The organism is Roseovarius sp. 10 (assembly GCF_033100315.1).
In the GTDB taxonomy this organism is placed as follows: Bacteria; Pseudomonadota; Alphaproteobacteria; order Rhodobacterales; family Rhodobacteraceae; genus M30B80.
Window position 1 is genome coordinate 523,054 of sequence record NZ_JAWLVH010000002.1, and the last position, 26,878, is coordinate 549,931.

A 26,878-nucleotide genomic window follows, 5' to 3' on the forward strand; every position below is an offset into this window, starting at 1 on the left:
CCAGTTTGGTCGGTTCGCCTTATGGTAGTCTGATGGACAATAACACGCAACTCCGCAAACTGGGTTTGTTCGACGCCAAAGTGCCGCGCTATACCAGTTACCCGCCCGCCACGAAATTTTCGAATGACGTGACTTCGGAAAGATTCGCATCATGGATCCAAGGGTTGCCCGAAGGTGCGCGCATTTCGGCCTATATCCATGTGCCATTTTGCAGACGCCTGTGTTGGTTCTGTGCCTGCCGCACACAAGGGGTGCGCTCGGACGAGCCGATCATTGCCTATCTGGAAAGCCTAAAACAAGAAATCACCAATCTCTCTGCACTCCTCCCAAAGGGGGTGAAACTGGCGCGATTGCATTGGGGCGGCGGCACGCCTACCTTGCTGAGCCCTGCACAGATGACAGATCTCGCAAGCCATTTGCAAACTGTGCTTCCTCTTGATGAGAACTATGAATTCTCGGTTGAGATTGATCCAAACGAAATAGATGACGCGCGCCTTGATGCATTGGTGGCTGCAGGAATGAATCGCGCTTCAATCGGGGTACAAGATTTTCATTCCGAAATTCAAAACACAATTGGCCGCCTGCAAACATATGATGTGACAAAGGCAGCGGTGGATGCCATCCGCGCGCGTGGGATTACTTCGCTGAATGCAGATATTCTATTCGGCCTGCCTCATCAGGATGCAAAGCGCATCGCAGAAACTGTTCAAATGCTGCTCTCGCTAAGCCCTGACCGCGTGGCGCTTTATGGCTATGCCCATGTGCCATGGATGTCCAAGCGTCAATCCATGATCCCAACCGATGCTTTACCGACACCCGAAGAACGGCTTGCCTTGTTCGATGTCGCGCGTGAATTGTTTATGTGGGATGGATATCAGGAAATCGGGATCGACCATTTCGCCCGACCCGATGACAGCTTGGGCCGTGCCGCGCGTGAAGGTCGTCTGCGGCGCAATTTCCAGGGTTACACAGATGACACCTGCGATACGCTGATTGGGTTAGGCGCTTCGGCTATTTCGCGCTTTCCACAAGGCTATGCGCAAAACGCCTCAAGCACCGCCGAATATCAAAAAGCCGTCCGTGCAGGCGCATTGGCCACAGGGCGTGGTCATGTCTTCAAAGGAGAAGATCGGCTCAGATCCCGACTGATCGAAGCCATCATGTGCGATTTCCAAATCGACCGCGCCGAAATTTTGGGGAATTTTGAAATCGCGCCCGCAAGTCTTGAGGCCCTGCTTCAAAGCACAGCGCGACAGTTTCCCAATATGGTGTCAGTCACGCAATCTGGTTTCTTTATTCATCCAGAGGGGCGCCCCCTGACCCGCATGATCGCGCGCGCTTTTGATGCTTATGAAATGCGCAGCGAAGGACATTCTTCAGCCATCTAATGGCTCAGAACAGCCTGCAGCAGCGATTGCGTATAAGGGTGGGCGGGTGCATCAAAGACCTGCGCCGCCTCACCCATCTCGACCACATCGCCTGATTTCATCACCAAAATCCGATGCGCTAAGGCGCGCACAACACGCAGATCATGGCTGATGAACAAATAGGCCAGCCCCTTTTTTGCTTGCAGATCGCGCAACAATTCCACGATTTGAACTTGCACGGTCATATCAAGTGCCGATGTTGGTTCGTCTAGAACGACAAGCTTTGGATTAAGCACCATCGCACGCGCAATTGCGATGCGCTGTCTTTGACCGCCCGAAAATTCATGCGGGTAACGATGCATCATGGCTGGATCAAGCCCCACCTCTCGCAACATCTCAGCCACGCGCTCTTGTCGCGCGGATTTGCTTTCAGGGTGATGAATGCTCAACCCCTCGGCAATGATTTGTTCAATCGTCATGCGCGGGCTAAGCGAGCCATAAGGGTCTTGGAACACAATCTGCATATCGCGGCGCAAGGGTTTCATTGCCGCGCTTTTCAAACCTTGAATGTCTTGCCCCTCTAGACGGATCGGCCCTTGTGACGAGATCAAGCGCATCAGCGCAAGCGCAAGCGTGGTTTTACCTGACCCCGACTCGCCCACGATGCCAATTGTCTCCCCCGCGCGGATTGAGAGAGTGGCGGCGTTGACCGCCTTCACATCCCCCACTTTGCGGCGCAGCAGCCCCGCAGTGATTGGAAACCAAACACGCAAGGCGTCACATGCGATCACTTCAGGCGCATCTTTCGCCACAGGGGCAGGCGCGCCCGTGGCCTCAGCCGCCAAAAGCTTTTGGGTATAAGGATGCTGAGGCGCCCCAAAAACATCCGCTGTTTTGCCCTGCTCAACAATTTCGCCCGCTTGCATCACGCAAACCCGATCCGCGATTTTGCGCACAACGCCGAGATCATGCGTGATGAACAAAAGGCTCATCCCTTCGGATTTTTTCAATTCGGCCAAAAGATCAAGGATTTGCGCCTGAATGGTGACATCAAGCGCAGTGGTGGGCTCATCTGCGATCAAAAGATCAGGCCCGTTGGCCAAGGCCATTGCAATCATCACGCGCTGCCGTTGTCCGCCTGACAATTGATGCGGATAGGCCCCGATCCGCGCCGCAGGATCAGGGATACCAACCTTTTCCAAAAGCGCGACACTGCGCGCCCGCGCCTCTGCACCGCTCAGGCCCTGATGCAGGCTCAGCGCCTCGCCCAGTTGCTTTTCAATGGTATGAAGGGGGTTCAGCGATGTCATCGGCTCTTGAAAGATAAAGCTTATGTCATTGCCCCGAACCGCGCGCAGCCGCGCCTCAGGCGCGCCGATCAGGCCTTCGCCGCGATAGCGCACCTCGCCCGATACTTCGGCCGCATCAGGCAAAAGCGATACAGTAGAAAGCGCGGTCAAAGATTTGCCTGATCCAGACTCGCCCACCAATGCAACAGTTTCCCCTGCCTCGATGTGAAAAGACACACCGCGCACCGCCTCGATCCGCCGCCCATCTTGCTGAAAGGTGATGCGTAGATTTTCGACCGACAGCAGGCTCATTGGAACGTCTTTCTGGGGTCGAACGCATCGCGCACCCCTTCGAAAATGAACACCAACAGCGACAGCATGATCGCAAAGGCAAAAAACGCCGTGAAGGCCAGCCATGGTGCTTGCAGGTTGTTTTTGGCCTGCAAGGTCATCTCGCCCAAAGACGGGGCGGATGAGGGCAAGCCAAAACCCAAGAAATCTAGCGCAGCCAGTGAACCAATCGTGCCCGTGACGATAAAGGGCAGCATGGTCAGCGTGGCCACCATCGCATTTGGCAACACATGGCGGAACATGATCACACGATCCGAGACGCCAAGCGCACGGGCCGCGCGCACATATTCGAAATTGCGGGCGCGCAAAAACTCGGCCCTGACAACCCCGACTAGGGATGTCCAACCGAATAAGACCATCAAAAACACCAAGAGCCAGAAATCCATGGTGAAAATCGCGGCAACGATGATGATGATATAAAGGCTTGGGGTCGCGCCCCAAATTTCGATCACACGCTGGAAAATAAGATCAATCACGCCGCCAAAATAGCCCTGCACCGCCCCCGCCGCGATTCCGATCACCGAGGCCAGCGCGGTGACGATCAGCGCGAATGTCACCGAAAGACGGAACCCGTAGATCACACGCGCCAAAACATCCCGTGCGGTGTCATCCGTGCCAAGCCAATGGTTCCCATCAGGCGGCGATGGGGCCGCGCGCCCGATATCGTTGACGGTATTGTAGCTATAGGGAATGGGCGGCCAGAGGAGCCAGCCCTTTGCAACCTCTACGCCATCAAACCGCCTTGTGGTTTGAACGGTTTCAATCACGCCTTCTGGATCATCCCAACAGGCGTCTAACCCGCCCGAGATAATCAGACATTGCACTTCAATATCACGATAAACCGCCTCGGTGCGGAAATCGCCGCCAAACTCTGTCTCAGGGTAAAAGTTAAAAATAGGCGTGTAATAGCCGCCCTGATATTGCACCAAAATCGGTTTATCATTGGCAATGATTTCAGCGAATAGGCTAATCCCGTAAAGCACAAGAAAGATCATCAATGACCAAAGCGCGCGGCGGTTGGCCTTGAAATTGCGCCAACGGCGCTGGTTAAGAGGGGAGAGCGTGATCATGCGCTCACACCTCCCGCGTTTCAAAATCAATGCGCGGGTCGATCCAAACATACATCAGATCCGACAAGATCCCCACGACCAGACCAATCAGCCCAAACACAAAAAGCGTTCCGAAAATAACGGGGTAATCACGGCTCACAGCCGCCTCAAAGCCCAAACGCCCCAAACCATCGAGGGAAAAAATAGTCTCGATGATCAGTGAGCCACCAAAAAACACCGACACAAAAACCGCGGGAAAGCCCGCGATGACAATCAGCATGGCATTGCGGAACACATGCCCATAAAGCACCCGCCCCTCCGACAGCCCTTTTGCCTTGGCTGTCATGACATATTGCTTTTTGATTTCATCCAAAAAGCTGTTCTTTGTCAAAAGCGTTAGCGTGGCAAAAGCTGCAATGGTCGAGGCGAGCACAGGTAGGGTGATGTGCCAAAAATAATCCCCGATCTTACCCAAGAGGCTCAGATCTTCCCAATTGTCCGAAGTCAGACCACGCAGCGGGAAAATCTGAAAATAACTGCCCCCCGCCAACAAAACCAACAGCAAAATCGCAAACAGAAACCCAGGGATCGCATAGGCCACGATGATCAACCCGCTTGTCCAAGTATCAAAGCGGCTGCCATCGCGCACCGCCTTACGGATGCCAAGGGGGATCGAGACCAAATAGGCAATGAGGGTCGACCACAGCCCCAAGGTGATGGAGACAGGCAATTTCTCGATCACCAAATCCACCACAGAGATTGAGCGGAAATAACTGTCGCCAAAATCAAAGCGCAGATAATCCCCCATCATAAGGAAAAACCTCTCCATCGCGGGGATGTCTTCGGCCACACATTCTGGCGCACGCAACGAAGGGGTGCCCGTAAACCCATCTTCGCAAACAAGGCGCGCGAAGTTAAATTCTAGCTTCAGCTGATCCAAAAATTGCGGCGGCAAGCCGCGCGCGCCTTGGTAATCGCTGCCGACCTGCTCCATCTGCGCGCCTGCGTCACCGCCGCCGCCAGAAATGCCTGCGAATACATCCCCTTCCCCCTCAAGCTGTGCGATCACCTGCTCAATCGGCCCGCCTGGCACGAATTGCACAAGGGCGAAATTGATCACCATGATCCCCAATAATGTCGGGATCATCAGCAAAAGACGTCTGAGGATATAGCTTGCCATAAAGTTTACAACACGCCCTGTTCTTTGAGCGCGGCTTCAGCCGCGGGATCAACCCACCAGAAATCGAGGAAGCCAAGATCATAGGGCGGCAGCGTGTCGGGATAGCGATAGATGTCATAATAGGCGACCCAATGGTTGGGGTTATACCATTGCGGCACGCGGAAAACATGGGCACGCAGCAAACGGTCAAGCGCCTGCACGGCGGGGGTCAACTCCTCCTGCGTTTCAGCATCGACCACTTTTTCGATCAAGGCATCGACACCCTCATCAGCCAAACCCATGACGTTAAAGAGTGACTCATCCGCCCCAAGCGACCCAAAATATTGGCGCAACCCTGATCCCGGCTCAAAGCCCATGGGGAAGTGATCCGTGATAATGTCAAAATCCGCATCTCGTTGCCGCTGCTGCAATTGCGCAGGGTCAACGCGGGTCAAAATGGCGTTCACCCCAATCGCCTGTAGGTTTTCGACATAGGGGTTGATGATCCGATCAAACAACGGACTGGCATTCAGGAATTCCACATCCAATGTCGCGCCATTCGCGTCACGCAGCATCCCGTCATCACCAACGACCCATCCCGCCTCCTCAAGCAAGGCAGAGGCACGGCGCGCGGCGCGGCGGTCGAGACTGCGATCAGGGTCAGAGGGCGGGGTGGCAAAGGCATCTTCGGTAAAGACCCGTGCAGGCAGTTGATCCCGCAATGGATCCAGCAGCGCCAACTCAGCCTCAGATGGCAGGCCATGCGCGGCCAAATAGGTGTTTTCCCAAAAACTCGTATTCGGCGCGTAAAGCCCATAGAACAAAGTCTGGTTTGTCCATTCAAAATTGAACATCAACGCAATCGCTTCGCGCACACGCGGGTCAGCGAATTTTTCACGCCGCAAATTCATCGCAAAACTTTGACCCGAAGTGATAGACCCATCATGCAATTCTTCGCGAATAATGATCCCATCATTCAGACGCGGGAAATCATAGCCTGTGGCCCAAGTTTGGCTGCTGGATTCTTGACGGAACAGGTAATTGCCCGCCTTGAACCCCTCAAAGGCGGCAATCGCATCGCCATAATATTCAATTCGGATGCTATCGAAATTGTTCCGCCCGCGATTGATGGGCAGATCATTTCCCCAATAGTCCCGATTGCGAACATAGACCACACGTTGACCCGGATTCGCTTCGCCCAAAACATAAGGGCCAGAGCCGATGAGGGGCGTGAGGCGGCTGTCTTCAAAGGCCAAACCTGATGCCTCATGGCTCGCACGGCTGAAAACGGGCAAGCCACCCGCCGCCTCAATCCGCCCCCGCAGCGGGCTTTCGGGATTGAAGGTGAATTTGATCTCGCGCGGGCCCAAAACCTCCGCACTTTCAATGGTCATGGGCAGAGATGCACGGAAGGATGGCAAACCCTCATCGCGCAGAATTTCGTAAGAGAACAGCACATCATCCGCGGTGACAGGCGTGCCATCTGAGAATTGCACCTCTGGCCTTAGGGTGAAAATCACATAGTCACGGCTCTCAGGAAACCGCATGGTTGCGCATAAAAGACAATAAGAGGCGCCGATTTCATCCGCCGTGCCTGTCAACATGGATTCAAAGAAAATCGAGGACAAAACCGCCGAATTACCCACGCGCGTGTAAGGGTGCAGCGAGTCAAACGTGCCTGAGGGCCACGAAAAGGACATCTCCCCACCCTGTGGCGCATCTGGGTTCACATAGTCGAGATGCTCAAAATCCGCCGCGTATTTTGGTGTTCCGAAGGTGGATATGGCGTGGGTTTCGATCAAGTCTTGCGCCAATGCCTGCGTGACACCCATGCCAATTATCACGGCCCCCATCAGGCCCGTTGCCAAGGATTTCGGCACCATCCGTCTCTCGTGCATCGCAACCTCCCGACCCTTATCTCTGCGTGCGCCCATGCAGGGCGATTTGTCATTTCCCAATAACTTAGCGATCACACAGCAAAGAACCAGACCCCATGAAGTTTGCGCGCGAATCTGTGAATGAAAAAAGCCGCCCCCTGACAGGGCGGCCTTCTGAAAAATACAATCTCTCGAGACGAGCTTAGTTGCCGATGGTCGCGAGATAGGCAATCAGGTTTGCACGGTCTTCGACCTTGCGCATCCCGTTATAGGCCATGGCAGTGCCAGGTGCATATTCGCGAGGTGCTTCCAAGAAACCATTGAGGTTCTCTGGTGTCCAATCGCCTTCCAAGGCGCGGAGGCCATCCGAATAGTTGAACCCGTCAACCGAATGCTTTGCGCGGCCAACAACGCCATAAAGATAGGGGCCTACACCGTTGGCGCCTTGCTCCAGCGAATGGCAGGCCTGACACTGGCGCCACAGGCCTTCACCCGCGCCCGCATCTGCGGCGGCGTATACATCGGCAAAGGCAACCTCAACCACCTCTTCGGCAGGTTCGGCGCTACCGGCATCGGCCACTTCAATCGGATAGCCGCTAACGTGTTCTTCACCATGGCTTGCAGTGCCAACGGAATATAGCCCGTCACTGGCCCAACCAGCGAGGAGAAGTGCAAGCAGGGCTGCGCAAAGCGATGCGCCTGCTTTCGTGATGGTCATTGTATCAAACATGTCGTTCCCGTTCTCTAGCCCGAGTTGAGGGCTATCTATCTTCTTCCAACATAAGATGGCAAGGTATAGGAAGCGCGACAGAACGCCCATCTGAAAGATTTATTATGACTGCCACCGCAAACCCACGCCGCATCGCCTTTCAAGGAGAGCTTGGTGCCTATTCTCACCAAGCCTGCCGCGAAGCACGCCCCGATTGGGATGTGCTGCCCTGTGCAAGCTTTGAGGAAACGATGGATGCGGTGCGCCAAGGCGATGCTCAAGCCGCGATGGTGCCCGTAGAAAACACGACTTATGGCCGTGTGGCCGATATTCATCGTCTGTTGCCTGAAAGTGGCCTTTATATCGTGGGCGAGGCCTTTGTGCGCGTTCACATCAATCTTTTGGGTGTCAAAGGCAGCCAGATTTCTGACGTAAAAGAGGCGTGGTCGCATCTGGTTCTTTTGCCGCAATGCTCGAAATTCTTAAAAGAAAACAACATTAAAGGCTGTGTAACCACCGACAATGCCCGCGCCGCGCGCGATGTTGCTGCATGGGACGACAAAGCCAAGGCCGCGCTTGCCTCGGAACTTGCTGCTGAAATCTATGATCTCGATATTTTGGCCCGTCATATCGAGGATCAAGACAGCAACCGCACACGATTCTTGATCATGGAGCCAAAGGCCGATCTACGCCCACGCGCGGAACATATGATGACCACCTTCGTTTTTCGCGTGCGCAACATCCCTGCGGCGCTTTACAAGGCCATGGGCGGCTTTGCGACCAATGGCGTGAACATGACCAAGCTTGAAAGCTATATGGTTGGGGGATCTTTTTCGGCGACACAATTTTATGCCGATATCGAAGGGCACCCCGATGATCGCGCCGTGCAATTGGCCTTGGAAGAGTTGGAATATTTCACCAGCGAGTTGCGAATCTTAGGCAGCTATCCCGCTGATCCTAGCCGCGATTACGGGGCCTAATCCGCCCTTGCATTGCCATCGCGCCTCGCGCAAGGTTTGCGCCGACACAAGATTTGCGCGAGCGCCCCTCACATGAACCCCCTTCGCGGCATTGCCCTGAAAATCGCGTCTGTATGCGTTTTCGTGGGGATGGCATCGTTGATCAAAGCCACCTCTGACCATGTGCCGCCGGGTCAGGCCGTCTTCTTTCGATCATTTTTTGCGCTGCCTGTGATCATCGCATGGCTGTGGATGCGACATGAATTGTCAAACGGCCTGCGCACAGTCTCGCCCTTGGGTCATGTTTGGCGTGGGGTTGTGGGCACCAGTGCGATGGGGCTTGGGTTCGCGGGGCTTGGCCTTTTGCCATTGCCCGAAGTAACCGCGATTGGATATGCCGCACCAATTTTGGTGGTTGTTTTTGCCGCCATGTTCTTGGGCGAAGATGTGCGGCTTTTTCGCCTGAGCATGGTGGGTTTGGGGATGCTTGGCGTGGTGATTGTTCTCTCTCCGCGCCTCAGCCTTGGCGGCGCTGACACCACCCATGCCGAGGCGCTTGGGGCAATGATTGTTTTGATGAGCGCGGTATGCGCCGCCCTTGCACAGGTGTTTGTGCGCAAAATGGTTGCAACCGAAGCCACATCGGCCATCGTTTTTTGGTTCTCAATTACGGCGACCTTAATGTCCCTTTTGACCCTACCATGGGGGTGGGTCATCCCTGCGCCCCGCGAAGCGATGCTCTTGATCTTGGCGGGCGTTTTAGGCGGCGTGGGTCAGATTCTGCTCACCTCAAGCTATCGCGAAGCCGATGCTTCCTTGATAGCGCCGTTTGAATATAGCTCGATGCTCTTGGCGCTTGGGGTGGGCTATATCATATTTGACGAAATCCCAAGCACGACCATGTTGGTGGGTGCGGCCATCATCATCACGGCAGGCATCGCCATCATACTAAGAGAACGGCAATTGGGGATAGAGCGCGCACGCCAACGTAAGGCCATGACGCCGCAAGGCTAAACCTAGCCCAAGGAAGCGCGATATTCCGCCTCGACCTCATTGCCACGGCGCACCAAATAACCCGTCATCCGTTGCAAAACGCGGCCCCGCGCAAGTTTCAAAGATTGGATCACAAGCCGCGCACTTAACGTGGTTGGCTTCAACTCCAAGGTCGCGCTGACACGCGACATTTGCGGATTGATGCCTTGAAAGCGCAGCTCATAGATCGTCTGCATTCCCCCGATTTGGCTTTCAATCACCATCACCTCTTCGTGGATGAAATTCGTGATTTGCGAAGAAACAGGGCGCGCGCGGCCGCGCAATTTGATCTCACCTGACCAGCCTGTGCCTTTGCGGGGCTGCAACCACCCGCCTTCCCGCACGAGCTTGGCGCCGCGTCCCGTCAAATCAGCTTCGATCTGCGTAAAATCGCAAAACCACTCGAACACCAGTTCAAGCGGGGCATCAATATCTTCGGTCGCTTTGAATTTCATAGCTGATCACCCCAATGCTATACGCCGATCTTTTACGCGCTGTGAAGGCAGGGCGTCTGGCCAAAGACCACCCCAATCGCGCACCGTTTGCAGCCTATATGAACCGATCTGCGAGCCAGTTTTCCAGCAAAAACCGCGCAATTGCACCTTTGCGCGGCGAAGATATTTCTGGGTGTGACCCACAAAAGACATCCATCGCTTCTTGGCGGCTTAACCATCGCGCATCATCCAATTCATTTGGATCAACCGTGATCTTTGTGCTTGTGGCGGTGGCTAGGCAGCCGAACATCAAAGAGTTGGGGTAAGGCCAAGGTTGATTGGCAACATAGCGCACTTCGGATGTGGTGATCCCCGCCTCTTCTAACACTTCGCGGCGCACGGCGGCCTCGATTGTCTCACCAGGTTCGACAAACCCTGCGAGTGCGGAATACATCCCTTCGGGCCAACCATGCGAACGCCCCAACAAAATTTGATCGCCATAGGTCACAAGCATGATCACCACGGGATCCGTGCGCGGGAAATGCGAGGCGCCACAGGCGGGGCATTTGCGCTGCCACCCGGCCTGCACCATCTGCGAAGGGTTGCCGCATTTGGCGCAATAGAGATGCGAACTGTGCCAATTCAACAAAGCACGGGCTGTTGCTGCCAATTCCGCTGCGCGTGGAGGCAGGGTGATCATAATGCTGCGCAATTCCAAAAACACTGCGCCCTCGGGCGCATCTGGATGAGCCTGCTCGGACAGATCAACAAAGGAGTTCAAGCTGACCCCTTCTGGCAATTCAGGGTCCCAATTGCTGAGCTCTTGCGCAAAATAGGCCACCCCATCCTCGGACAGCCCCAAAAACAACCGCGCCTCCTCTGCGAGATCTCGCAAAAGCGGTGCGTCTTTTGGCAAAAAGCACAAGGACGCCAGACCCGTTTCTGCATCGCGCTGACATAGCACCTTGCCGCGCCACAGAACCAAGATATGCGCCTTTGCGATTTGCCCCAATTGCACAGGATCATCCCGCAAATGCGCCGCACGATCTAAATTCGATCCACCAAAGGTGACGGCAGAGGCAGTTGGTAAAAGGGGCATGTGATGTGATCCTTGCTTCGCGCCCGAACCTTACAGAGACGTGAACGCGGTGCAACAAGAATGGGATTGCGCAGCACTACCCTTATGGTTGTATGATGCCCCCATCATAAGGGGATGAGATTTGGCTGCGGGACGGATCATCACAAGGACGGCGCGGTCCGCGCGTCTGAAGGTCACGCTTTTTGCGACCACCGATTTACACGCTCATCTTACAGAATATGATTATTTCCACGACACCCCCGACCCCACCCGCGGGCTTGATGCTTTAGCCCCGCTGATTGCACGATTGCGTGGCGCTTTTCCCAATTCTCTACTGCTTGATAATGGGGACACATTTCAAGGAACCCCGTTGGGGGATTTGGCCGCCCGTGAGTCAGGGCCGCACCCAATCGTTGCGGCAATGAATGCGCTGCAATACGACGCGATGGGGCTTGGCAATCACGACTTCAATTATGGGCTAGACTTCACCCAAGCCATCGCCAAGGGCGCGAATTTTCCAGTGGTCCTGTCAAATGTCGAAGGTATTGCTGCACCAGCGGGCCTTGCCAAGTCCCACATGCTCACCCGCAATTTCCGAGATGAAATGGGTCGCAGCCACGAAATTAAAATCGGGCTTTTGGCCTTGGTGCCGCCACAAATTCTGCAATGGGATCGCGCCCTTTTAAAAGGCCGCGTCACAGTCACCCCCATCGCCGAGCAAGCTGCCATCACTGCGCGCGCCCTTAAATCTGACGGGGCCGATATTGTTGTGGCCCTTTGCCATAGTGGAATCGACCGCAACGGCCATGATCCTTCAGGCGAAAATGCCGCCGCCGCGGTGACGCGCATTCCTGAAATTGACGCGCTGATCTTTGGCCATACGCATCGTCTCTTCCCCGATCCAAAATCAGCCGCAGCTGAACCCCTGCCCGCCTTAGACCATTACCGCGGGCGCATTCACGGCAAACCTGCCGTTCAACCTAAATTCTGGGGCCGTGGCATTGGACTGATCCATCTCACCCTCGCACAAGATGGCGATGCGTGGCGGGCGATAGAGGGCCATGCAGCACATCACATGCTGCGCCCAAAAGCGGTCGCAAAACCACCGCAAACCCCAATTCATGACCGCGTCATAGCCCATATTCGGCGCCCTCTTGGGCAAACTGAGACTCGGCTGACCAGTTATTTTTCGATGATCACACCTTGCGCGATTGGCACGCTTTTGGCCGATGCGCAGCGCAAGGCCGCAGCCCATGCTTTGACCGAGATCGGCGCAGAAGACCTGCCCCTGCTATCGGCGGTTGCACCTTATAAGGCGGGCGGACGGGCGGGCCCTGATCATTACATCGACATCCCCGCGGGTGATTTAACGCGCAAACATGCGGCGGAAATTTGCCTTTATCCCAACAGCCTTGAGGTGGTCGAGGTGACGGGTGCCGATATTGTCGAATGGCTTGAACGCAGTGCATCGGCCTTTGTGCAGATCAGAGGGCATGGCAGGCCCGAACTTATTGACCCGCGCGCAATGAGCTATAATTTCGACACGCTCTATGGCCTGAGCTATGAGATCAACCTCGCCCAACCCGCCCGTTTTGACCCCGAAGGTGTCCTAAAAAACCCACATGCAAGACGGATTGAGAACATAACCTATCAAGATGCGCCGCTGCGTTCAGAGATGCGGTTTCATGTCGCCACCAACTCCTATCGGGCGGGCGGGGGCGGTCATTTCACCGCGCCCGCGCGCGGCATAGCAAAATTAGGGGATATGACCCCCATGCCTATCGAAGAGATCCTCTGCGCCTATCTTAGCACGCAAAGCCCCCTTGCGGTTACGCCCAAGCCAGTTTGGCGCTTTACACCCCTAAACGGCGCGAAGGCTCTATTCAGCACATCCCCTACTGCGCGGGAGGTCGGCAAAGAGCGCGATTTGAATGGTCTGGCCTATTGTGGCGTCTCGGCCCAAGGGTTCGCACAATTTGAAATCACGCTGTAGCCTGCATTTTTTCTGCAGCCCTTGCACCAAGAGCTAAGATTGACTAATTGAGGGGTTGAGAGGTTGGCGCGGACAGGCTCCTCGCCAACCCGGTCAGATCCGGAAGGAAGCAGCCGTAACGAGTCCCGCTTGGGTCGTTGTCCAGCCTCTCACCTTTCCCCTGCAAATAAGTGTCACCTGAACCCTTGCGGCGATGCCCAAAACCAACCAAGCTGTGGCTTGGGTTACGGAGTTTCGGGGAATAGGCTGCAATGAATCGCTTTCGCTGCACCGATTTGGCATTGGTCGAAACGCTGCCTATGCGTTTTTATCCAAAACTGCGCGCAGGCCATGTTTTGAACAATGCAAGCGCCAAGTTTGAGCGCCACAGCCAGCATAATCCAAAAGGTCTGATGCCGCTTGGTGCCTATTCCTACAGCCATTCCGTGTTTAATGCGGGTTGGATTGGGCGATATTGCTCGATCAGCGAAAATGTCCGCGTCATGGGGGCCAGCCATCCGCATCACTGGGTGACAACCTCGCCTGTGCAATATCAACCCCGCAGGCGGCGGATGTTTGACCTGCCCCCCTTGCCTGACTCTGCTCGGTATGATGGCGCGGCACGGCCTGTGCGCATCGGGCACGATGTTTGGATTGGCCAAGATGTGCTGCTGCGTGATGGTATATCCATCGGCAATGGCGCGGTGATTGCAGCGGGTTCTGTGGTGACACGCGATGTGGCAGATTACATGATTGTTGGCGGCAACCCCGCCCGTGTCATCCGTCCCCGTTTTGCACCTGAGATTGCAACGCGACTTCTACGCAGCGCGTGGTGGGAGAGCACCCCCGAAACATTATCTGACCTGCCTTTTGATGACCCTTTGGCGTTTTTAGATGGGTTCGAGGCAAAATCCGCCCCACCTGAAATGCCCGATGACCGGCGCACCATATGGGACTGGTCGGGGATCACACCGCCCAAAGCGTGATGACCTTAGCTGCCCCCACCATAAAGGCCATTCACAAGTGAAGCCCAAATAAAATTCCCCGCCATCGCGAAGAACAGGGCCACGCAAAAATAGAGGGTCAGCCCATGCACCAAATAGCGCATCCGCCCCAAGGCCCCTTGACGCCATAACCAAATGCCCGCGGCGGTTGCGGGCAAATGGATCAACACGAAGATCGACACCACCGATAACGGGATGGCCCGAAACCCGCCCTCAACAAGAGCGGCCCATAGATGAACCAACGCGACAAAGACGCTGGCCAAGATCAAAAACAGGAATATCAAAAGCCGTGATCTATCGCTCATCGCGTCCCCGCTTGCTTTGCGCGCAGGAAGCGGTTGCCGCGCCGCTCATCTGCGCCTAGTTTGCTATTAACCCTGCAGGCAGGACGCCGTTCTGCCAAGCAAAAACCGTCAAGAGCCGTTGGAAACCCTATGACCCAAACCACCGATCAAGCCTATCAGGTGCTTGCGCGCAAATATCGCCCCGCAAGTTTCGCCGATTTGATCGGGCAAGAGGCCATGGTGCGGACACTGAAAAACGCGTTCGCCGCAGACCGCATCGCGCAAGCCTTCATTATGACAGGCATTCGCGGCACAGGGAAAACGACCACCGCACGAATTATTGCTAAAGGCCTAAACTGCATTGGCCCTGATGGTTCGGGCAAGCCCACGACTGAACCCTGCGGGCAATGCGAACCTTGCACCTCTATTGCCGAAGGGCGCCATGTCGATGTCATGGAAATGGACGCGGCTTCACGCACTGGCGTGAATGACATCCGCGAGATTATTGAAAGCGTCAATTATCGCTCTGCCAGCGCGCGCTATAAGATTTACATAATTGACGAGGTTCACATGCTGTCGACCAGCGCGTTCAACGCGCTGCTTAAGACATTGGAAGAACCGCCTGCCCATGTGAAATTCATCTTCGCGACCACAGAGATTCGCAAAGTGCCTGTCACCGTATTGTCGCGCTGCCAGCGGTTTGATTTGCGCCGCATCGAGCCCGAGGTGATGATCACGCATTTGCGCAAAATCTCGGATCTGGAAAAAGCCGAAATCACGGACGAAGCCTTGGCCCTGATCACGCGCGCGGCGGAAGGGTCTGTGCGCGATGCGCTCAGCCTTTTGGATCAGGCAATTTCCCATGGGGCAGGCGAGACCAGCGCGGAACAAGTGCGCGCGATGCTCGGCCTTGCAGATCGCGGGCGTGTCATGGATCTGTTTGAGATGATCATGCGCGGCGATGCCAAGGGGGCATTGGATGAATTGGCCACGCAATACGCTGATGGCGCTGACCCAATGGCAGTTCTGCGGGATTTGGCCGATATCACCCATTGGCTGTCGGTTGTGAAAATCTCGCCCGAAACCGCGGAAGACCCCTCTATTTCTCCTGATGAGCGCAGCCGCGGGATGGCGCTATCGGGGGATTTGCAAATGCGCGCCTTGTCGCGGATGTGGCAGATGCTGCTGAAGTCGCTTGAGGAAGTGGCCTTTGCCCCCAATGCGATGATGGCCGCCGAAATGGCCGTTATCCGCCTGACCCATGTGGCCGAATTGCCAAGCCCCGATGATTTGATCCGTAAGCTGCAATCCACAACACCGCCCCCTGCCGCACCGCCGCGCGGGCCAGCCCCCACACAAGGCGGATCGCATGGCGCACCCGCGCGAGGCTCAAGCCTTCCAAGCAGCACAGGCGGCGCAAATGGCGCGCCACAAGCGGCCCTTTCTGAGGCCCCAGAGGCCCTACTGGCCCGATACCCAACTTTTGAACATGTGGTCGCATTGATCGAAGAGATGCGCGACATCAAACTGTTGGTTGAGGTCAAGACCACTTTGCGCTTGGCCTCCTATCGCGCGGGGCGCATTGAATTTGAACCCACCGACCGCGCGCCCGAAGATTTGGGGCCGCGCCTTGGCCAGCGCTTGACGCAATGGACAGGGACAAGATGGGTGGTTTCGGTCGTCTCCTCGGGCGGCGCACCCACCATCGAAGAGCAAGCGAATGCGGAGCGTGCCGAGCTTGAAAAAGAGACCAAAGACCATCCGCTGATGCAGGCCGTCCTCTTGGCCTTTCCACACGCCAAAATTACAGATATCCGCAGTCACACAGATATTCAGGCCCATGCTGCGGTCGAGGCCTTGCCCGAGATCGAAGATGAATGGGATCCGTTCGAAGATGATTAACCACAAAGGATGATTGATATGCTCAAAGGCCTTGGCGGTCTTGGCGATATGACCAAGATGATGAAACAGGCGCAAGAAATGCAGACCCGCATGGCGGAAATGCAAGAAAACCTGCACACAATCCGTGTCACAGGGGAAGCAGGCGCAGGCCTCGTAAAGGCCACAGCCAGCGCCAAAGGCGAATTGGTGGGTTTGGATATAGATCCCTCCATCTTTAATGGGGATGACAAGGAAGTGGTCGAAGATTTGATCTTGGCCGCCATCAAAGATGCGCAAGCAAAAGCCTCTGATCGCAGTCAGGAAGAATTGCAAAAAATCACTGCTGAGCTTGGCCTGCCAGCAGGCATGAAGCTGCCCTTCTGATTTCGATGAGCGAAGGCGCGCGCCAAATAGAGGAATTGATCGCGCTGATGGCGCGCTTGCCTGGTCTTGGGCCACGCTCGGCACGGCGTGCGGTTTTGCACCTGATCAAAAAACGCGCAGGCCTGATGACACCCTTGGCGCAATCCTTGGCCGAAGTGGCCCGTGACGCGCGAGAATGCCTCTCTTGTGGCAATATCGGAACCGATGAGGTCTGCGCGATTTGCACCGACCCCAAGCGGGGCAATGGCCAAATCTGCGTGGTCGAGGATGTCGCCGATCTTTGGGCGATGGAACGCGGCCGCGCCTTTGGCGGACGTTATCATGTCTTGGGTGGCACGCTATCGGCACTAGACGATGTTGGCCCTGACGATCTGCGTATCCCGCGCCTTATTGAGCGGGTCGCTAGAGATGGAATTGAAGAAGTGATCCTTGCGCTGAATGCCACCGTTGATGGTCAAACCACCGCCCATTACATTGCAGGCGAACTCGCCCCAATGGCGCGCGAAGGACACGTGAAAATCACATCACTGGCGCAAGGTGTGCCCATCGGGGGTGAATTGGACTATCTTGACGATGGCACGATTTCCGCGGCCTTGAGCGCGCGGAAATCCTTTTAACCTAAATCCCAAACCTAAGCGGTCGTTCTACAGGTCAGGGCATATGCATGCCTCATGCGCATCCACGCGCCCCTCGACCATATGCGCAATCCCCCACACGCATCAGGTCGAGGGAAGTGGGATCAGAGCCCGTCAATGCAGACATATTTGGTATCAAGATAATCTTCGACACCTTGGCTGCCGCCCTCTTTGCCAAGACCTGATTCCTTGACGCCGCCAAAGGGGGCCTCAACCGTGGTGATCATGCCAGAATTGATCCCGACCATGCCATATTGCAAATCTCGATCAAGGCGCATCGCGCGCGCCAAATTGGAGGTGTAGGCATAAGCCGCAAGGCCAAAGCGGGTGTTATTGGCCATATCAATCCCGTCTTGATCTGTCTCAAATTTGAACACGGGCGCAACAGGGCCAAAGATTTCTTCCTGCGCAAATTCCATGTCGGCTTTGGCCCCTGTCAAAATCGTTGGCTGAAAGAATGTGCCGCCCAATTGATCCCGCATGCCGCCTGTGGCCACAGTGGCACCTTTGGCTTTGGCGTCTTCCACAAAGCCCTCGACCTTTTTCAACGCCGCTTGATTGATCAACGGCCCTTGGGTCACGCCCGCATCCATGCCATTTCCAAGTTTCAGCGCGCGGGTTTTCTCAACCAGTTTCGCCACGAATTCATCATGCACACCAGCCTGCACAAAAACACGATTGGCGCAAACGCAGGTCTGACCAGAATTGCGAAACTTAGAGGCCATTACCCCGTCAATCGCACGATCCAGATCAGCATCGTCAAAAACGATGAATGGAGCATTCCCCCCCAATTCCATGGAGACTTTCTTGACTGTATCAGCTGACTGGCGGATCAATAATTTGCCCACATTGGTCGAGCCCGTGAAGGTCACTTTGCGCAATTCAGGGCGGGCCATCATCGCCCCACCAATGGCGGGTGCATCCCCCGTGACGATGTTAATCACCCCTTTGGGATAGCCCACATCCTCGGCCAAAGCTGCCCAAGCCAAGCCTGAATAGGGGGTTTCTTCCGAAGGCTTCGCAACAACTGTGCAGCCAACCGCCAAAGCAGGCGCAAGTTTGCGGGCCAGCATCGAGGAGGGGAAATTCCAAGGCGTAATCATGCCCACAACACCCACGGGATGCTTTGTTACCAAAATACGGCGACCATTGACGCCTGCAGGAACGATCTCGCCTTTCACACGGCGGGCCTCCTCTGCATACCACCGCAGATATTGCGCACCGATGGCAATTTCGCCCTTCGCTTCAGCCAAAGGTTTACCCATCTCGCGGGTCAACAATTCGGCCAAACTGTCTTGGTTATCCATCAACGCATCGTGCAATTTCCACAAAAGCGCCAAGCGCCCCATCAAGTCCATCGCTGCAAAAGCAGGAAAAGCTGCATGGGCTGCATCAATCGCGCGCATGGTTTCTGATTGGCCAGATTTTGGAATTTGCCCAATCACCTCGCCCGTGGCGGGGTTTGTAACATCCAAGGTCGCACCATCATCGGCGCCCACCCATGCGCCTGCGATATAATTCGCCTCGCGCATCCAGTTTTTCCAATCTGCCATGCTCCTCGCTCCTTTCTTATTCAGGCTTGCGCCCCCATCTTGCGCGCCACATCCAACATGCGCGCAGAAAATCCCCATTCATTGTCATACCACCCAAAGACGCGCAGCATCCCGCCTTTGGAGCGTTTGATCTGATCCCCTTGCACGATCAAAGACTCGGGGCGCGCCCGAAGATCAGTCGAGACAACAGGCGCCTCGGTATAGCCTAAGATCGGCCCTTTGGCTGCGCGCAGGACATCGCGCGCCGCCTCAACCGATGGTCGCTGCTCGGTGATGACCGCCAAATCGATACAAGAGACACTTGCCGTTGGCACCCGAATAGCAGAGCCAGTGATCCGCCCCGCAAGATGGGGCAGCACAAGATCAATCAACTTTTCCGCACTGGTCGTTGTGGGCACCATCGACAAGGCCGCCGCGCGGGATCGCACCAAATCCCCCATCGGCATATCCACGGTGGGTTGGCTGCCCGTATAACAATGCACTGTCGTCATCAAAGCCGTCTCGACCCCAAACGCCTCATCGAGAACCCGCATCAGGGGGGCTGTGGCATTGGTGGTGCAAGATGCGTTCGACACAATGCGCGCTTCGGGCACTAAGGCCGCATCATTCGCCCCCAAGACCAGCGTCACATCAGCATCAAGGGAGGGGCCAGAAATCAGCACCCGTGCGGCACCTGCGCGCAAACCTGCCTCGGCAATCCGCCGATCCATGGCGCGCCCTGTGCATTCCATCAGAATATCCACCCCCGCAAGGGGCAGCGCCGCCAGATCAGGCTCGCAGGTAAATGCAATCGGGCGTCCATCAATCACCAATGTGCCATCACCGCAGGTCACCTCGCCCGCGTAAGGGCCAAAGACGCTGTCATATTCGAACAGGTAAGCGCAGGTCTTGAGAGGGGCGATGTCGTTGATGGCGACAATCTCAACCTCGGGCCAACCGCCCTTAAGCCACGCGCGCAGCACGGTGCGCCCAATGCGACCAAAGCCATTTATTGCCACACGAATGGGGGCGGTCATGATGCCGAATCTCCTGATTGCTGTGAGGGGGCGAGTGATGCATGCCCACCGCGAAGGTGCAAGCATGCATCAGCGGATTGGATCAAACAGCGCCTCACGCAAAGAACAATCGCGCCCCATATCGGCAGGGCAATCACGGGGCTCTAAATCGCGGGTCAGACAAATGCGCAATTCTGCGATGCGACCTGCGCGGCAGGTGGTGACAACACCAGCGTCACTGAAATCGGGGTTGGCTTCGCGGAGCGCGTCCTCCACCACTTCGGCTGGCAGGCGGACAGGCCGATTAAGTTGGGTCAAAACCGCAGGCACAGTCACCGCCGCATAAGCGCGGCGCGATAGGGCGAAGTAATCCTCAGCAGGCAGGCCAGAACAGACCCCATGCTTACGCCATTGGTGCCACGCAAGGCCTGAGCTTCCCATGATATCAACCATGCCTGCCGTCAACGCATCACTTGGGCCGCGCGCGGGTGTTGAGCAATAACTGGGCCACCCCTCCTCATATTGTGGCCAAAGCCCGTGCAAGGTGAACCCATGGCCTGCGCCCGACTCGCATTGCGCCGCGCCACGCTCATCCCCCTCAATCGCGCACCATGTTGAATTCCAACTGAGGGCTAAGACATAAAGGTCAAACACCCCCGCCTGATCTGCCCGCGCAGGGAGTGCCGCGCCACATAGTGCAAAGGCCAAAAGCCCCGCACGCATCAATCTGCACCCCATCTCGCGTTTCCCTCTTTCCTTGCGCCAATCGCTGTCTTATATAACGGGCAACTTCCCCGAAATCGAGGAATTGCGGCCCCCGCCGCAGCGTTGTTTCAGCGCCCGCCCGATTGCATCCGAAAAGGAGCTAAAAATGACAAAACCCATCATGGCAAAAGCCACCGCCGTTTGGTTGGTGGATAACACCACGCTCAGCTTTAAGCAGATCGGCGATTTCTGCGGGCTGCATGAATTGGAAGTGCAAGGGATTGCAGATGGTGACGTAGCCACAGGCGTCAAGGGTTTTGACCCGATTGCCAATAACCAGCTCGACCAAGACGAGATTGATCGTGGTGAGAAAGACCCTGCGCATAAGCTAAAGCTGAAGCATAACCCCGCAGCACTGGGCGAGGAAAAGCGCCGTGGCCCACGCTACACGCCCCTGTCCAAGCGTCAGGATCGTCCTGCTTCAATCCTTTGGTTGGTCAAATTCCACCCAGAGCTGTCCGATGGCCAGATTGGCAAATTGGTTGGCACCACCAAACCAACCATCCAAGCGATCCGCGAACGCACCCATTGGAACATTTCCAACATCCAACCAATCGACCCTGTTGCGCTTGGTCTGTGCAAGCAGTCTGAATTGGATGCCGCCGTGCAATCAGCCAACGCGAAACGCGCCAAAGAAGGTCTGGTTATGACCGATGATGAGCGCCGTAAATTGGTCTCGACCGATCAAAGCCTTGCAGGTGATCCAGAACCCAAAATGCCAAGCGCGATTTCGGGTCTTGAAACATTCAGCCTCTCAGGCAATGCGTCTGCCGCCGATGAGGACGGGGACGAAACAGAAAAGACCTATGATGCGGACAGCTTCTTTAACCTGCCAGACGATAAAGACGAAGACGACAAATAATCAGGCGTTATAACGCCTGCCCTCTGAAAACCGCGCGACCCCAAAGGTTGCGCGGTTTTTTAATGCAAAGGCACGCCAACAGGATCAAGCAGGCTGCGCCCACCATCCACGCAGAGAACTTGCCCTGTAACAAATCCCGCTCCATCCGAGGCAAAGAATTGGGCCGCACCCGCCACCTCGCGCGCCGAAGCAATGCGGCCAAGCGGTGTGTGGCTTTGGATGTCTTTGCGCTTCAATTCATCTTCTGCCAAACCCGCTTGAAGGCTCGCTGACATCACCGATCCAAAAGACACCGCATTCACACGAATACGATTTGGGGCGAGGGACAATGCCAAAGACCGCGTAGATTGCTCAAGCGCCGCTAACGACACCGAATAGCCCATCAAATCAGGATGGCTGCGCATCGCAGCGATGTTCGAGATATTCACAATCGCGCCGCGCGTCTCATCATCGCGGTCATCCCCTTCGGCCTGGGCAATCATCTTTTTTGCAACGGCTTGGCTCAGGCGCAGCGATGTAAACAGGTTTTGCTGCAACATTTGCTCAATGCTGGTATCGGCAGGATCAAACGGGTCCGTTGGAATGATCTGGCGGCACGCATTGACCAAAATATCGACCCGATCAAAGGCATCAATCGTGGCCGAGATCAAATTGGCCACTGTCAGCTTTTCGCTCAAATCTCCCGCAAAGGCGCGAATATTTGGCGCGCGCTCATCATCTGAGGCGCCACATTCATCAAAAAGCCGCTCCTCATCGCGATCTGTAAACACGACATTCGCGCCAAGGTCAGAAAAATGACGCGCAATCGCAAGGCCAATCCCATTGGCGGCCCCCGTCACAATCGCAGTTTTCCCTTGGATGGATAAAGACATTCCAAAAACCCCTTTGCCGATCATCGCGCGGATCGCGCAGCTTTCGGTTTCCCAGCTTGATAGAGCTTGTAGCCCTGCATCTCGGCCAACATGCGGCCCGTTGAAAAATTCGCCTTCAGCGCCGATTCATAAGGCAGGTGACGATTTGCGACCATCAAAAATTGTCCCGAAGGCTTAAGCAGGCGACTTCCCGCCGAAATAAACGCTTGCCCCAAGGCAGGATCAGCCGCGCGTGATGTATGAAAAGGCGGATTGCACAAAATCGCATCATAAAGTGCATCAGGCTTATATGCAGTCGCATCTGCCCAGAAAAAGCGCGCGCGCGGATCATCGACATTATGACGGGCGGCCTCAAGCGCCGCGTGATCGGCCTCAATCAAATCGAGGGTTTCAATACTATCCTGTTCATCCAGAATATGGGCGGCGATATATCCCCAACCCGCCCCAAGATCAGCAACGCGTCCCTTAAGTTTAGGGGCTAGTGCAATCAGTATTTCCGATCCTTGATCTGGCCCGTCCGCAGAGAAGCTGCCAATTGGCACGATATGGCCATCTTCGGTTTCCGTGGCGCTGCCAACCCATTCCGCGCAGGTTTGGGGCAGGACATCTGGGCGCGCGAACCAAATCAATTTGCCATGCGATTTTGAAAAAACTTCTACGCCGTCAAAGGTTGATTTTAGGGCCTTGAGGATCGATTCAATCCCGATGGTTTTCGCCCCGTCCACCATCAAAATGCCACCCTTGCGCAATGACATCAGTGATTGTGCGATCCGCGACAGGGTCAATTTTTTTGATTTATGGGCCGCAACCAAGGCCAGATCAAACGCGTCCACCGTATCGGCTGGCAGATCAGGATGCACTTCAATTCCACGGGCCACAACGCGGGCATAATCGGGGTAAAACCCTTGCACAGCCAACAAACGAGCCTGTCCGAACACATCAAGTTGCATATCGCCAGTGGCACCATAAATCAAAACCGCCGAAAGAGGCGGCAAGCTGAGCGCGTTTTGCTCAAGCGCGGAAATCCATCTGTCTGGGGTCATAAGCGGCGGCGGGACTGGGGATCAGTCCTCTTTCTCCATGGTGCATTGCAACGGATGCTGATTGCGGCGCGCGAATTCCATCACCTGCGCCACTTTCGTTTCGGCAATCTCATAAGAGAAGACACCCACAACGGCCACCCCTTTTTTGTGCACAGTCAGCATAATCTCGACCGCCTGCGCGTGAGAGATGCCGAAGAAGCGCTCAAGAACGTGAACGACAAACTCCATCGGGGTATAGTCATCATTCAACAGCAGTACCTTATACATCGGGGGCCGCTGCGTTTTTGGTTTTGTTTTGGATATAACGGTGGTGTCGTTTTCCTCAACAGGAGGTTTCGCCATCATCGTCAAGCCATCGCGCCGCATATCTACTCCAAAACTGGCCATCTGGTCTAAAACTGGCGTGCTCATGGTGCCATCGTCCATGTGCCTTTATATAAGCCGCAAGGTGATTCAGAAAAGGGGCCACAAGGCATCTGCCTACGGTCGTGCATAACCCAATGACAAAAAAGCTGCAAATAATCGGTTTGGACGCGGATGATACGCTTTGGCAGAATGAAGAATTTTACCGCGTAACCCAAGCGCGCTTTGCAGAACTTTTGGCGGATTGCTGCGCCGAAGACGATTTGCACAACCGCCTCTTGGCGGCAGAGCGGCGCAATATAGGCCATTACGGATTTGGCATTAAAGGGTTCATGCTCTCCATGATTGAAACCGCGATTGAAGTCACCGAAGGAAAAGTCAGCGGTGCAGTTATCGCGGAAATTTTGGCTGCGGGTCAGGACATGCTCCAACATCCCATCACCCTGCTGCCCCATGCCGACAGGGTGGTGCGCGATCTGTCGCAAAGCCACAAATTGGTGCTGATCACTAAGGGCGATCTTCTCGACCAAGAACGCAAATTGGCGCAATCAGGCTTGGGCGAATATTTTCATGGCGTTGAAATTGTCAGCGACAAGAAACCTGAAATTTACACCCGCGCTTTCGCGCGGCATGGCGCGAGTGCCGATGTGGCACTGATGGCGGGCAATTCCATGAAATCGGACGTCATACCCGCCCTTGAGGCAGGGGCGTTTGGGGTCTATGTGCCGTCAACCTATATCTGGGCGTTGGAGGAGGCAGAAGCGCCTCAAACCCACGCACGCTATCACAGCCTACCCGATTTGGGTGGGCTGCCTGCGCTGGTCAAAACCTTGGAACAGGCCTAAGGCGCAACTTCGAGAACGATTTTTCCGATATGGGCGGACGCCTCCATATGGGTATGGGCAGCGGCGGCCTCGGTCAGATCAAAGCTGCTATCCATCACGGGCGCAATTTGGCCAGTTTCGAGCAAGGGCCAAACATGAGCGCGCAACTCAGACGCAATTGCGGCTTTGGCGGCATCTGATTGGGGCCGTAAGGTCGACCCTGTCAGCGTCAAGCGCCGCGTCATCATCTGTGTAAAGTTCAGCTCAACCTTCGCGCCCTGCAAAAAGGCGATTTGCACAAGCCGCCCGTCATCCGCCAAAGCCCGAATATTGCGCGGCAGATATGGCCCGCCCACCATATCGAGAATGACATCAGCGCCCCCTTCGGCCCGCATGATCTCAACGAAATCTTCCGTGCGGTAATTGATCGCCCGCTCCGCCCCCAAGGCTTCGCAGGCTCTGCATTTTTCATCTTGGCCTGCGGTCACAAAAACCCGCACCCCAAAAGAACGCGCCAATTGAATGGCCGTTGTGCCAATCCCAGATGCGCCGCCATGCACCAAGAGCCGCTCACCCGCGCGCAAAGCGGCGCGTTGAAACAGATTTGACCACACGGTGAAAAACGTCTCACAAAGCGCAGCAGCAGCGCGCAGATCCATGCCGCTTGGCACGGGTAAAGCGTGGGATTGATGGGTCAGCGCATAATCTGCATACCCCCCGCCTGGCAAAAGTGCACAGACCTGATCCCCGATTTTCCACTCGGACACAGCCTCGCCCACCGCCACAACTGTGCCAGAGGCCTCAAGACCGGGAAGGTCAGAGGCCCCTTTTGGCGGATCATAGAGCCCCGCCCGTTGCAGCGCATCGGGTCGGTTTACCCCTGCATAGGCAATTTTGATCAAAATCTGTTCAGCCTCAGGACGGGGGCAAGGGCGGCTGCACAGCGTCAATACGTCTGGCCCGCCCGCCTCGCTGATTTCAACCGCGCGCATGGTTTTAGGCAGGGTCATGTAACTCTCCAGAACAGATTTCACTGTTGGTCTTTTGGACGAATATATCCTGGAAGGTCAATTCGTGCGACCCGCGCGGGCGGGCGAATCTTTCCAAGTAGCCAATTTGGCCCCGCCATAAGAGGCTTAAGCGCAGGGTTCTCATTGACAGATTTCTTTAGCTTTTCGATTTGCATCACATCATCGATGCGGCGATCCAAAAACGCCCATGTCGCAGCGTGATCTGGCGATTGATCCCCCAACCAGTAAAGCACAGTAGCCGAATACACCCCCGCCAATGTCGCACGCTTGGAATACCAATTGAAATCATTGGCGCGATCCCCAAGCCCCTCCCAAATGCTGTCAGCGGTTTCCCAGACGGCTTTGGCGCCATCTGCGGCATGGATGGGCAGGGCAAACAAGGTGGTGCCGCGGCGCACGGCCTCTTTGTGGTCGGCGACCGCCTCAAGGCGCAGGCGCACCCCATAAGCCACGCGATCACGATAGCGCATTTCAGACAAGTCAGCATTGCGCAAGGCGCGCAACAAATCTGCATCCCCCTGCCGATGAAAGGCCAATGCCAAATCAACCGCTCCCCGAGGGAAAAGCGCGCGACCCGTTTCTGTGTCTACATCGCAATCGCTCAACGCAGCGCAAAGGGCCGCATCAGACCACCCATCAAACGGCACATGATCCAATGCTGCGGTGACAATGCGCGCTTTCAGCTCGGTCGTGGCTTGGCTTTCCATCGCATCACTCCATTTTTCTGCGTTGCTTTACAACTTAGCAGATTCTTGCTAGATGGCCACTTCCTGCAACTTTGAAACTCTAACTTAGAAAGGTGGTGACACCACATGCAGGTGAGTGTTCGCGACAACAATGTTGATCAAGCATTGCGCGCTCTGAAGAAGAAACTTCAGCGCGAGGGCGTTTTCCGTGAAATGAAGCTTAAGCAACATTTCGAAAAGCCTTCCGTCAAGAAAGCACGCGAGAAAGCGGAAGCAATCCGCCGCGCGCGCAAACTGGCGCGGAAAAAAGCGCAGCGTGAGGGTCTGCTCTAAGCAGAACCTTCGCAAATGCGAAGTTTTCTTCAAAAAAGATATCCCCCGTCCTTTTGGCACGGGGGTTTTCTTTTGCGCTATGCTCAG

The 26,878-nt window shown here is 55.6% G+C and carries 27 protein-coding genes and 1 other RNA gene; 12 read left to right on the forward strand and 16 right to left on the reverse strand.

Going from position 1 to position 26,878, the window contains the following annotated elements:
* Positions 1–32 precede the first annotated feature (32 nt).
* Complete coding sequence (gene hemN, locus RYZ18_RS09760) at positions 33–1,388, forward strand: oxygen-independent coproporphyrinogen III oxidase (RefSeq protein WP_317656528.1); 1,356 nt, start codon at positions 33–35, stop codon at positions 1,386–1,388.
* Here hemN and RYZ18_RS09765 read toward each other — a convergent pair.
* The 5 genes from RYZ18_RS09765 to RYZ18_RS09785 all read right to left on the reverse strand — a co-directional run bounded on the left by RYZ18_RS09765 (position 1,385) and on the right by RYZ18_RS09785 (position 7,822).
* The gene (locus RYZ18_RS09765) at positions 1,385–2,968 is read right to left on the reverse strand and encodes an ABC transporter ATP-binding protein (protein ID WP_317656529.1); all 1,584 of its coding nucleotides are present in this window, start codon (positions 2,966–2,968) and stop codon (positions 1,385–1,387) included. The genes hemN and RYZ18_RS09765 overlap by 4 nt on opposite strands.
* The gene (locus RYZ18_RS09770) at positions 2,965–4,074 is read right to left on the reverse strand and encodes an ABC transporter permease (RefSeq protein ID WP_317656703.1); all 1,110 of its coding nucleotides are present in this window, start codon (positions 4,072–4,074) and stop codon (positions 2,965–2,967) included. Before RYZ18_RS09770 ends, RYZ18_RS09765 begins: the two co-directional genes overlap by 4 nt.
* 7 nt (positions 4,075–4,081) lie before the next feature.
* Complete coding sequence (locus RYZ18_RS09775) at positions 4,082–5,236, reverse strand: microcin C ABC transporter permease YejB (RefSeq protein WP_317656530.1); 1,155 nt, start codon at positions 5,234–5,236, stop codon at positions 4,082–4,084.
* Between the two features lie 5 nt (positions 5,237–5,241).
* Positions 5,242–7,149 carry an extracellular solute-binding protein gene (locus RYZ18_RS09780; protein WP_411567105.1) on the reverse strand — a complete coding sequence of 636 codons (1,908 nt, stop codon included), beginning with the start codon at positions 7,147–7,149 and terminating at the stop codon, positions 5,242–5,244.
* A 145-nt stretch (positions 7,150–7,294) separates the two neighbouring features.
* The gene (locus RYZ18_RS09785) at positions 7,295–7,822 is read right to left on the reverse strand and encodes a c-type cytochrome (RefSeq protein WP_317656533.1); all 528 of its coding nucleotides are present in this window, start codon (positions 7,820–7,822) and stop codon (positions 7,295–7,297) included.
* A 104-nt stretch (positions 7,823–7,926) separates the two neighbouring features.
* Here RYZ18_RS09785 and RYZ18_RS09790 point away from each other — a divergent pair, with 104 nt between their 5' ends.
* Both RYZ18_RS09790 and RYZ18_RS09795 read left to right on the forward strand, forming a co-directional pair.
* The gene (locus RYZ18_RS09790) at positions 7,927–8,781 is read left to right on the forward strand and encodes a prephenate dehydratase (protein WP_317656534.1); all 855 of its coding nucleotides are present in this window, start codon (positions 7,927–7,929) and stop codon (positions 8,779–8,781) included.
* Positions 8,782–8,853: 72 nt separating this feature from the next.
* The gene (locus tag RYZ18_RS09795) at positions 8,854–9,774 is read left to right on the forward strand and encodes a DMT family transporter (RefSeq protein WP_317656535.1); all 921 of its coding nucleotides are present in this window, start codon (positions 8,854–8,856) and stop codon (positions 9,772–9,774) included.
* 2 nt (positions 9,775–9,776) lie between these two features.
* Here RYZ18_RS09795 and RYZ18_RS09800 read toward each other — a convergent pair whose 3' ends face one another.
* Together RYZ18_RS09800 and nudC are read right to left on the reverse strand one after the other, a co-directional pair.
* On the reverse strand, positions 9,777–10,247 hold the full coding sequence (locus RYZ18_RS09800) for a hypothetical protein (protein WP_317656537.1): 471 nt from the start codon (positions 10,245–10,247) through the stop codon (positions 9,777–9,779).
* A gap of 94 nt (positions 10,248–10,341) precedes the next feature.
* Positions 10,342–11,325: an NAD(+) diphosphatase gene (gene nudC / locus RYZ18_RS09805; protein WP_317656539.1), complete on the reverse strand. Its 984-nt coding sequence runs from the start codon at positions 11,323–11,325 to the stop codon at positions 10,342–10,344.
* A gap of 121 nt (positions 11,326–11,446) precedes the next feature.
* Between nudC and RYZ18_RS09810 the strand changes: the two genes are divergently transcribed.
* The 3 genes from RYZ18_RS09810 (at position 11,447) to RYZ18_RS09820 (ending at position 14,262) form a co-directional block, all read left to right on the forward strand.
* Complete coding sequence (locus RYZ18_RS09810; protein ID WP_317656540.1) at positions 11,447–13,297, forward strand: bifunctional 2',3'-cyclic-nucleotide 2'-phosphodiesterase/3'-nucleotidase; 1,851 nt, start codon at positions 11,447–11,449, stop codon at positions 13,295–13,297.
* Positions 13,298–13,353: 56 nt separating this feature from the next.
* An RNA gene (ffs, locus tag RYZ18_RS09815) (signal recognition particle sRNA small type) lies at positions 13,354–13,452 on the forward strand.
* Positions 13,453–13,548: 96 nt separating this feature from the next.
* Positions 13,549–14,262 carry a CatB-related O-acetyltransferase gene (locus RYZ18_RS09820; RefSeq protein WP_317656542.1) on the forward strand — a complete coding sequence of 238 codons (714 nt, stop codon included), beginning with the start codon at positions 13,549–13,551 and terminating at the stop codon, positions 14,260–14,262.
* 5 nt (positions 14,263–14,267) lie between these two features.
* On the opposite strand, the gene RYZ18_RS09825 is transcribed toward RYZ18_RS09820, so the two are convergent.
* Positions 14,268–14,585 (reverse strand): hypothetical protein, encoded by a 318-nt coding sequence (locus RYZ18_RS09825; protein WP_317656543.1) that lies wholly within the window; start codon positions 14,583–14,585, stop codon positions 14,268–14,270.
* 72 nt (positions 14,586–14,657) lie between these two features.
* Between RYZ18_RS09825 and RYZ18_RS09830 the strand changes: the two genes are divergently transcribed.
* Genes RYZ18_RS09830 through recR form a run of 3 tightly spaced genes read left to right on the forward strand, consistent with a single transcriptional unit; the run spans position 14,658 to position 17,446 of the window.
* On the forward strand, positions 14,658–16,466 hold the full coding sequence (locus RYZ18_RS09830; RefSeq protein ID WP_317656704.1) for a DNA polymerase III subunit gamma/tau: 1,809 nt from the start codon (positions 14,658–14,660) through the stop codon (positions 16,464–16,466).
* Between the two features lie 18 nt (positions 16,467–16,484).
* Positions 16,485–16,829, forward strand: a complete 345-nt coding sequence (locus tag RYZ18_RS09835; RefSeq protein WP_317656544.1) for a YbaB/EbfC family nucleoid-associated protein — start codon at positions 16,485–16,487, stop codon at positions 16,827–16,829.
* 5 nt (positions 16,830–16,834) lie between these two features.
* Complete coding sequence (gene recR / locus RYZ18_RS09840; protein ID WP_317656545.1) at positions 16,835–17,446, forward strand: recombination mediator RecR; 612 nt, start codon at positions 16,835–16,837, stop codon at positions 17,444–17,446.
* Positions 17,447–17,568: 122 nt separating this feature from the next.
* Here recR and RYZ18_RS09845 read toward each other — a convergent pair whose 3' ends face one another.
* The 3 genes from RYZ18_RS09845 to RYZ18_RS09855 all read right to left on the reverse strand — a co-directional run bounded on the left by RYZ18_RS09845 (position 17,569) and on the right by RYZ18_RS09855 (position 20,750).
* Positions 17,569–19,017: an NAD-dependent succinate-semialdehyde dehydrogenase gene (locus RYZ18_RS09845; protein WP_317656546.1), complete on the reverse strand. Its 1,449-nt coding sequence runs from the start codon at positions 19,015–19,017 to the stop codon at positions 17,569–17,571.
* Positions 19,018–19,037: 20 nt separating this feature from the next.
* Positions 19,038–20,033: a type I glyceraldehyde-3-phosphate dehydrogenase gene (locus RYZ18_RS09850; RefSeq protein ID WP_317656547.1), complete on the reverse strand. Its 996-nt coding sequence runs from the start codon at positions 20,031–20,033 to the stop codon at positions 19,038–19,040.
* 69 nt (positions 20,034–20,102) lie between these two features.
* Complete coding sequence (locus RYZ18_RS09855) at positions 20,103–20,750, reverse strand: ribonuclease T2 family protein (protein ID WP_411567106.1); 648 nt, start codon at positions 20,748–20,750, stop codon at positions 20,103–20,105.
* Between the two features lie 133 nt (positions 20,751–20,883).
* Here RYZ18_RS09855 and RYZ18_RS09860 point away from each other — a divergent pair, with 133 nt between their 5' ends.
* Positions 20,884–21,639, forward strand: coding sequence for a DUF1013 domain-containing protein (locus RYZ18_RS09860; protein ID WP_317656548.1), 756 nt, complete (start codon positions 20,884–20,886; stop codon positions 21,637–21,639).
* Positions 21,640–21,698: 59 nt separating this feature from the next.
* On the opposite strand, the gene RYZ18_RS09865 is transcribed toward RYZ18_RS09860, so the two are convergent.
* Genes RYZ18_RS09865 through clpS form a run of 3 tightly spaced genes read right to left on the reverse strand, consistent with a single transcriptional unit; the run spans position 21,699 to position 23,899 of the window.
* Positions 21,699–22,511, reverse strand: coding sequence for an SDR family NAD(P)-dependent oxidoreductase (locus RYZ18_RS09865; RefSeq protein WP_317656550.1), 813 nt, complete (start codon positions 22,509–22,511; stop codon positions 21,699–21,701).
* Positions 22,512–22,531: 20 nt separating this feature from the next.
* The gene (locus tag RYZ18_RS09870; RefSeq protein WP_317656551.1) at positions 22,532–23,554 is read right to left on the reverse strand and encodes a class I SAM-dependent methyltransferase; all 1,023 of its coding nucleotides are present in this window, start codon (positions 23,552–23,554) and stop codon (positions 22,532–22,534) included.
* Between the two features lie 21 nt (positions 23,555–23,575).
* Complete coding sequence (gene clpS / locus RYZ18_RS09875) at positions 23,576–23,899, reverse strand: ATP-dependent Clp protease adapter ClpS (RefSeq protein WP_317656706.1); 324 nt, start codon at positions 23,897–23,899, stop codon at positions 23,576–23,578.
* Positions 23,900–24,054: 155 nt separating this feature from the next.
* On the opposite strand from clpS, the gene RYZ18_RS09880 reads away from it, so the two are divergent.
* Entirely contained in the window at positions 24,055–24,762 is a 708-nt protein-coding gene (locus tag RYZ18_RS09880; protein ID WP_317656553.1) for an HAD family hydrolase, read from the forward strand.
* On the opposite strand, the gene RYZ18_RS09885 is transcribed toward RYZ18_RS09880, so the two are convergent.
* Both RYZ18_RS09885 and RYZ18_RS09890 read right to left on the reverse strand, forming a co-directional pair.
* Positions 24,759–25,745, reverse strand: coding sequence for an NAD(P)H-quinone oxidoreductase (locus tag RYZ18_RS09885; RefSeq protein WP_317656707.1), 987 nt, complete (start codon positions 25,743–25,745; stop codon positions 24,759–24,761). The two genes, RYZ18_RS09880 and RYZ18_RS09885, sit on opposite strands and share 4 nt — an antisense overlap.
* A 26-nt stretch (positions 25,746–25,771) precedes the next feature.
* On the reverse strand, positions 25,772–26,479 hold the full coding sequence (locus tag RYZ18_RS09890; RefSeq protein ID WP_317656555.1) for a COQ9 family protein: 708 nt from the start codon (positions 26,477–26,479) through the stop codon (positions 25,772–25,774).
* Positions 26,480–26,584: 105 nt separating this feature from the next.
* Here RYZ18_RS09890 and rpsU point away from each other — a divergent pair, with 105 nt between their 5' ends.
* Positions 26,585–26,791, forward strand: a complete 207-nt coding sequence (rpsU, locus tag RYZ18_RS09895) for a 30S ribosomal protein S21 (RefSeq protein WP_009806335.1) — start codon at positions 26,585–26,587, stop codon at positions 26,789–26,791.
* Positions 26,792–26,878 lie beyond the last annotated feature (87 nt).

What these genes read in the sequence shown, in the direction of transcription:
- RYZ18_RS09790 (WP_317656534.1), top strand. Translation starts at nt 7,927, where the DNA reads ATGACTGCCACCGCAAACCCACGCCGCATCGCCTTTCAAGGAGAGCTT.
- RYZ18_RS09850 (WP_317656547.1), bottom strand. Translation starts at nt 20,033, where the DNA reads ATGACCGCCCCCATTCGTGTGGCAATAAATGGCTTTGGTCGCATTGGG.
- RYZ18_RS09800 (WP_317656537.1), bottom strand. Translation starts at nt 10,247, where the DNA reads ATGAAATTCAAAGCGACCGAAGATATTGATGCCCCGCTTGAACTGGTG.
- clpS (WP_317656706.1), bottom strand. Translation starts at nt 23,899, where the DNA reads ATGATGGCGAAACCTCCTGTTGAGGAAAACGACACCACCGTTATATCC.
- RYZ18_RS09880 (WP_317656553.1), top strand. Translation starts at nt 24,055, where the DNA reads ATGACAAAAAAGCTGCAAATAATCGGTTTGGACGCGGATGATACGCTT.
- RYZ18_RS09795 (WP_317656535.1), top strand. Translation starts at nt 8,854, where the DNA reads ATGAACCCCCTTCGCGGCATTGCCCTGAAAATCGCGTCTGTATGCGTT.
- RYZ18_RS09835 (WP_317656544.1), top strand. Translation starts at nt 16,485, where the DNA reads ATGCTCAAAGGCCTTGGCGGTCTTGGCGATATGACCAAGATGATGAAA.
- rpsU (WP_009806335.1), top strand. Translation starts at nt 26,585, where the DNA reads ATGCAGGTGAGTGTTCGCGACAACAATGTTGATCAAGCATTGCGCGCT.
- RYZ18_RS09865 (WP_317656550.1), bottom strand. Translation starts at nt 22,511, where the DNA reads ATGTCTTTATCCATCCAAGGGAAAACTGCGATTGTGACGGGGGCCGCC.
- RYZ18_RS09785 (WP_317656533.1), bottom strand. Translation starts at nt 7,822, where the DNA reads ATGTTTGATACAATGACCATCACGAAAGCAGGCGCATCGCTTTGCGCA.
- RYZ18_RS09870 (WP_317656551.1), bottom strand. Translation starts at nt 23,554, where the DNA reads ATGACCCCAGACAGATGGATTTCCGCGCTTGAGCAAAACGCGCTCAGC.
- RYZ18_RS09780 (WP_411567105.1), bottom strand. Translation starts at nt 7,149, where the DNA reads ATGGGCGCACGCAGAGATAAGGGTCGGGAGGTTGCGATGCACGAGAGA.
- RYZ18_RS09820 (WP_317656542.1), top strand. Translation starts at nt 13,549, where the DNA reads ATGAATCGCTTTCGCTGCACCGATTTGGCATTGGTCGAAACGCTGCCT.
- RYZ18_RS09775 (WP_317656530.1), bottom strand. Translation starts at nt 5,236, where the DNA reads ATGGCAAGCTATATCCTCAGACGTCTTTTGCTGATGATCCCGACATTA.
- hemN (WP_317656528.1), top strand. Translation starts at nt 33, where the DNA reads ATGGACAATAACACGCAACTCCGCAAACTGGGTTTGTTCGACGCCAAA.
- RYZ18_RS09845 (WP_317656546.1), bottom strand. Translation starts at nt 19,017, where the DNA reads ATGGCAGATTGGAAAAACTGGATGCGCGAGGCGAATTATATCGCAGGC.
- RYZ18_RS09765 (WP_317656529.1), bottom strand. Translation starts at nt 2,968, where the DNA reads ATGAGCCTGCTGTCGGTCGAAAATCTACGCATCACCTTTCAGCAAGAT.
- RYZ18_RS09825 (WP_317656543.1), bottom strand. Translation starts at nt 14,585, where the DNA reads ATGAGCGATAGATCACGGCTTTTGATATTCCTGTTTTTGATCTTGGCC.
- recR (WP_317656545.1), top strand. Translation starts at nt 16,835, where the DNA reads ATGAGCGAAGGCGCGCGCCAAATAGAGGAATTGATCGCGCTGATGGCG.
- nudC (WP_317656539.1), bottom strand. Translation starts at nt 11,325, where the DNA reads ATGCCCCTTTTACCAACTGCCTCTGCCGTCACCTTTGGTGGATCGAAT.
- RYZ18_RS09890 (WP_317656555.1), bottom strand. Translation starts at nt 26,479, where the DNA reads ATGGAAAGCCAAGCCACGACCGAGCTGAAAGCGCGCATTGTCACCGCA.
- RYZ18_RS09860 (WP_317656548.1), top strand. Translation starts at nt 20,884, where the DNA reads ATGACAAAACCCATCATGGCAAAAGCCACCGCCGTTTGGTTGGTGGAT.
- RYZ18_RS09855 (WP_411567106.1), bottom strand. Translation starts at nt 20,750, where the DNA reads ATGGGGTGCAGATTGATGCGTGCGGGGCTTTTGGCCTTTGCACTATGT.